1 protein-coding gene and 1 pseudogene are annotated in these 409 nt (G+C 45.5%); both read right to left on the bottom strand.

The genetic code is table 11. The annotated features are described in order from the left end of the window. On the bottom strand, positions 1-175 hold a 175-nt coding region (locus ASC93_RS32805), incomplete at its 3' end, for a type II toxin-antitoxin system RelE/ParE family toxin (protein WP_200958331.1). After that, positions 176-409 (bottom strand): annotated as a pseudogene (locus ASC93_RS30765) (hypothetical protein); the annotation flags it as partial. It abuts the gene before it with no gap.

The following is a 409-nucleotide window of genomic DNA, read 5'->3' as shown; positions in this document are numbered from 1 at the left end:
CCTTATAAGATACATCATAGCCGAATATGCCGGCGAGATCGCCTGTCTTTTGTTCCCCAATCGAGGGATCATTTCGAATGGCCAAGATAGCATCGAAATAGGCGCGCTTTAGCGGTTTCTCAACGAGTTTTTTAAAATAGCGTTCTGCGGGGCCAAGGTAGGTAATGGGAAGCATCTAATCCCCCATTACATCGCCAAAAAGTGCTTTCGTTTCGTCTACGCCATTGAAATTGCGAGCAGCCTCTCCGGATTCGGCAATTAAGTTTTTAACAGCAGCGTGTAGTTCGCTTTGTCGCTCACGAAACTTTGCAAGCAATTCATCACCGGCATAACCTTCTTTGAGCAAATCAGCCAAAATCAAATCACTAAAGTAGTCATTGCCAGCATTTTCACGCACAGGGCGAATGAT

Origin of the sequence: Massilia sp. Root335 (assembly GCF_001425685.1) — a bacterium.
In the GTDB taxonomy this organism is placed as follows: domain Bacteria; phylum Pseudomonadota; class Gammaproteobacteria; order Burkholderiales; family Burkholderiaceae_D; genus Telluria; species Telluria luteola.
The sequence above is the reverse complement of the archived record's forward strand: the minus strand, read 5'-3'. Positions and strand labels throughout refer to the sequence as shown.